Annotated in this window: 4 protein-coding genes; 2 read left to right on the top strand and 2 right to left on the bottom strand. The window is 74.5% G+C overall.

Translation table 11 applies throughout. The features are described from left to right. The first annotated feature begins 126 nt into the window (after nucleotides 1-126). A complete protein-coding gene (locus ACLQ2U_RS32100; RefSeq protein ID WP_425754630.1) occupies nucleotides 127-546 on the top strand; it encodes a YchJ family protein in 420 nt (139 codons plus the stop codon). A gap of 212 nt (nucleotides 547-758) precedes the next feature. Next, nucleotides 759-1,505 carry a hypothetical protein gene (locus ACLQ2U_RS32095; RefSeq protein WP_425754629.1) on the top strand — a complete coding sequence of 249 codons (747 nt, stop codon included), beginning with the start codon at nucleotides 759-761 and terminating at the stop codon, nucleotides 1,503-1,505. Nucleotides 1,506-1,512: 7 nt separating this feature from the next. Here the strand turns inward: ACLQ2U_RS32095 and ACLQ2U_RS32090 are convergent, their stop codons facing one another. Together ACLQ2U_RS32090 and ACLQ2U_RS32085 are read right to left on the bottom strand one after the other, a co-directional pair. Then, complete coding sequence (locus ACLQ2U_RS32090) at nucleotides 1,513-2,784, bottom strand: MFS transporter (RefSeq protein ID WP_425754628.1); 1,272 nt, start codon at nucleotides 2,782-2,784, stop codon at nucleotides 1,513-1,515. 202 nt (nucleotides 2,785-2,986) lie between these two features. Then, entirely contained in the window at nucleotides 2,987-4,018 is a 1,032-nt protein-coding gene (locus tag ACLQ2U_RS32085; RefSeq protein WP_425754627.1) for a mechanosensitive ion channel family protein, read from the bottom strand. Between the last annotated feature and the right edge of the window lie 219 nt (nucleotides 4,019-4,237).

Raw genomic sequence — 4,237 nt, 5'->3', positions numbered from 1 at the left:
CGGCTACTCCACCGCCTCCTGACCCCACCCACACCGACAAGGGCCGACCCCCAACCGGGGGCCGGCCCTTTCGTCGTCTCCGGATCCGGTGACGTCGCCGTGGCCCGCTACGGCAGGATGGCCCCCGTGGCGAAACGAGCATCCCGCCGGAGCGCGGCCGAGGACCCGAGCTGGGCCTGCCCGTGCGGCACCGGACTGCCGTACGCGGACTGCTGCGGCCCGGTGCACCGCGGCGAGGGCACGGCCGGCACGGCCGAGGCCTTGATGCGGTCGAGGTTCAGCGCCTTCGCCGTCGGCGACACCGACTACCTGCTGCGCAGCTGGCACTCCTCGACCCGGCCGGCCCGGCTGCGGCTCGACCCCGGGCAGCGGTGGATCCGGCTGGAGATCGTCGCCACCGAGCGGGGTGGCCTCTTCGACAGCACCGGCACAGTCGCGTTCCGGGCGCACTACCGGGAGGCCGGCCGGCCCGGGACGCTCGACGAGCACAGCCGCTTCGTGCGCGAGGACGGCCGCTGGGTCTACCTCGACGCCCAGCCCGACTGACCGGCGCGACATCCTCGCCCGCCGGGGCCCGCCGGGGTTGGCATGACCTCGGCGCCGTCCCGCGCCTCACCTCCTTTCCGGTGCTCACGCCACCGGCGTCGCGGAGGCAAAGGGGACCTCGGGTCCTCGGGGCGCCGTGCCACATGCCCAGGCAGCGGCGGGTCGACGGGAGCGTGGGTCCCTGCGGCCACGCCGTCGACCGGGAGCATGTGATGACGCGCCAGAAATCCTTCAAGTCCCGGGTCCGCACCCGGATGGACAAGACCGGCGAGAGCTACACCGCCGCCCGCCGGCAGCTGCTCACCGCATCGGCGCCGGCGGAGCCCACCGACCCGGCGCCCGTGGAGCCCGCCGACCCGGCGCCGGTGGAGCCCACCGCCGGTGCGCCGGTTGGCAGGACCCAGCTGGACCGGATCTCCGACCCCCTGCTCCGCGAGCGCACCGGCCGGGGCTGGGACGAGTGGTTCGCCCTGCTGGACGAGTGGGGCGCGGTGCGGCGCACCCACACCGAGACGGCCCGGTGGCTGGTGACCGCGCACGACGTGCCGGGCTGGTGGGCGCAGGCCCTCACCGTCGGGTACGAGCAGGCACGCGGCCTGCGCTCACCCGGCCAGCGGCGGGGCGGCGGATGGGAGGCCACCGGCAGCCGGACGGTCGCCGTACCGGTGCACCGGCTCTTCGCCGCGTTCGCCGACGGCGAGCTGCGGCGGCGCTGGCTGCCCGACGTGGACCTCCGGGTCCGGACGGCGACCGCACCGAAGAGCTTCCGCGCCGACTGGGACGGCGGCCCCACCCGGATCGTCGTCGGGTTCACCCCGAAGGGCGACGCGAAGGCCCAGGTCGCGGTGGTGCACGAGAAGCTCGCCGACGCCGAGGAGGCAGTCCGGCTCAAGCAGTGGTGGCGGGAACGGCTGGCCGCGCTCAAGCAGCTGCTCGAGTCCCAGGAGGCAGGTCGATGAGCACGAGCTAGCCGTCGGCGTCGACATGAGCGACCCGCCGGGCCGGCGCCCTACGACCGGGCCACCGTCCGTCGCGCGAGGTCGCCAGCCAGAGCGCCACCCCCAGGTACGGCACGGCCGCCGCCGCGAAGGCGACCGCGTTGCCGGCCGCCCCGGCGACCAGGGCGTACCCGCCGTAGACGGCGATGATGGCGAGTTCGGTGGCCATGCCGGCCACCGAGGTGACCGTCGCCCGACCCGGTCCGGTGATGCGCGCCTGCAGCCGGGCGTCGGCGAGCACGGTGGCCAGCTGCAGGGCGCAGAATGCGACGCCGAGCAGCGCGAAGCCCGCCGGATGCCGCGGCCCCGCCCCGACGGCCAGCGCGACGGCGGCGACGCCCAGCAGTACGGCGTACCCCCGGGTGCTCAACCGTTCCCCCGCCGGGGCGAGCAGGCCGCCCACGGTCACCCCGGCCCAGATGAGCAGGAGCAGCAGCGGCACGGTCGACCCGGCCACGCCGGTGTCCCGGGCAAGCAGCGGGGTGTACTCGTCAAGGGCGCCCCAGACGGCGGTCACCGCCGGGACGAGCAGCAGCGCCGCGCGTACCCGTCGGTCGGCGCAGGCCTCGGCCAGGCCGGCCCGCAGGCTCGCCCACCAGCCCAGGTCGTCGTCCCCCTCCCCCGCCGTCGGGTCCGTGACCACGGGCCGGTCGGCGCGGTGTTCGGGGAAGCGGGTGGCGACGGCGGCCGCGAGCAGGCTGGCCAGCACGCTGGCCGCCCCGACGGCGGGGTAGCCGCCGACGGCGAGCACCGGCCCGGCCAGGCCGATCGAGCCGAGCACGCCGAGCACGCCGGCGGTCCGGGCCCGGCCCATGGTGCGGGCGTAGCGGCCGGCCGCGTCGAGCCGGTCGAGCTCGGTGAAGACCAGCGCCTCCAGGGCGCCGGAGCTCAGCGCGCCGCCGGCTCCCCAGAGGACGAAACCGGCGGCGAACGCCCAGTACGAGGGGGTCAGCACCCACAGGGCGTAGCCGGCGCCGGCGAGCAGCGGCGCGAGGCAGAGCAGCAGGCGGCGGGAGACCGCGTCGGCCCATGCCCCGGAGGGCACCTCCAGCAGGATGCCGGTGGCCGACCAGATGACGAAGAGCGAGGAGATCTGCCCGACCGACAGGCCGGTGTCGCTGAACAGCAGCGCGTAGACCGGGTAGAGCAGGACGAGGTCGCCGAGGAACGTGTAGCCGTAGAGGGTGGCCGCGAGGCGGCGGACGCGGGTGTCGGGCACCCGCGCGGAGACGAGGGTCATGAGGGCCTTTCCACGGGGACGGGACGGACGCGGCAGGTACGGCGTCCGCGGCGGCCCGCGGTTTCGGCCCTCAGCTAGGGATCAACATCGCCAGGTCATGGTGCCGATGCTAGTCGCCGGTGCTGGCACCGGCGACCGCGTTCGGCGGGTACGCGAAGGGGTGGGACCCGAGTGGGCCCCACCCCTTACGCGGCGGCGGTCGTCAGCGGCGGAACTTCTCGGAGTCCGTCGGTGGGATGACCATGGTGGTGTCGCTGTCGGCGGGCGCCGGCTCGTCGTGCGCCGGGGTCGCCTGCTGCGGCGGGGTCACCGTGCCGGTCGGCGGGGTGACGGTGCCGGCCGGGTCGGTCCGGTCGGCGGCGTACGGGGCGACCGGCTGGGTCAGGTCCGACTCGTCGTAGCGGGACACCACCTGGGTGCGGTCGGCGTCCTCGTCGCGCGGCACGGGCTGGGTCCGGTCCGACTGGTCGTAGCCGGTGACCGGCTGGGTCAGCTCCGCCTCCCCGGTGGCGGCCAGGTGGGCACGCACGTCACGCCGGCCGGCCTGGTAGGCCCGCGCGTGCGTGGCGATCAGCTGCGACTCCTGCTCGGCCCGGGTCAGCCAGGACTCCCACCGGCTCTGCATGGGCCGGACCAGCCCGCCACCGACGCCGACGACCAGGATGCCGCCGACGGTGGCGAGCACGGCGATCAGCACCGGGGTGGTCACCGCGGTGGCGACGCCGATCTGGTTGAGCGCGGCGATGATGCCCAGGCCCAGGATGAACACCGAGGCGATGTTGGCCAGCACCCGGCCGTAGGAGAGACCGCCGAGGGCGCTGCCGATGATGTCCTTGACCGCCGTGGCGATGGCCGCCGCGACGACCACGATGACGATCGCGACGAAGGCCCGGGGCAGCCAGGCGATGACGCCGGCGATCAGGTCGGAGATCGGGTTGGGGCCCCAGATGCCGAAGGCGAGCTGGAGGGTGACCAGCAGGATTCCGTAGTAGGCCAGCTTGGCGACGATGTCGCTGGCGTCGTAGCGGGACCGGGCCAGGGCGGTCTTGATACCGCCCCGCTCGACAACCTTGTCGAAGTGCACCCGCTCCAGGACCTTGTCCACGATCTTGAGTACGGCCTTGGCGATGAGCCAGCCCACCACGAGGATCGCCACGAAGGCGACCGCCTTGGGCAGGAAGAGCATCACCGCGCGGAGGGCGTCACCCACCGCGTCGCCGAAGTTGTCTCTCATATGGGCCCTCCACACTGTTCCGTCAGGTCGGTCGCCCCGACCTACCCCGACTGGCGTGTGGGGAAACGCCGGTCGGTCAGGACGGCTGGCAGGCTTGACGATCTCTTTGCCCTGAAGGGCGGGGATTCCCTCCACGCTGCGCGTGGAGCACGCGGCGTTCGGGCGGATTCCTGCTTCTCGGCGCGGTGCCGGCACGGGTGCCGGTCTTACCTGCGCTCC

Source organism: Micromonospora sp. DT47, from assembly GCF_049844475.1.
Taxonomy (GTDB): domain Bacteria; phylum Actinomycetota; class Actinomycetes; order Mycobacteriales; family Micromonosporaceae; genus Micromonospora.
This window is presented reverse-complemented; position numbering and strand designations above follow the sequence as displayed.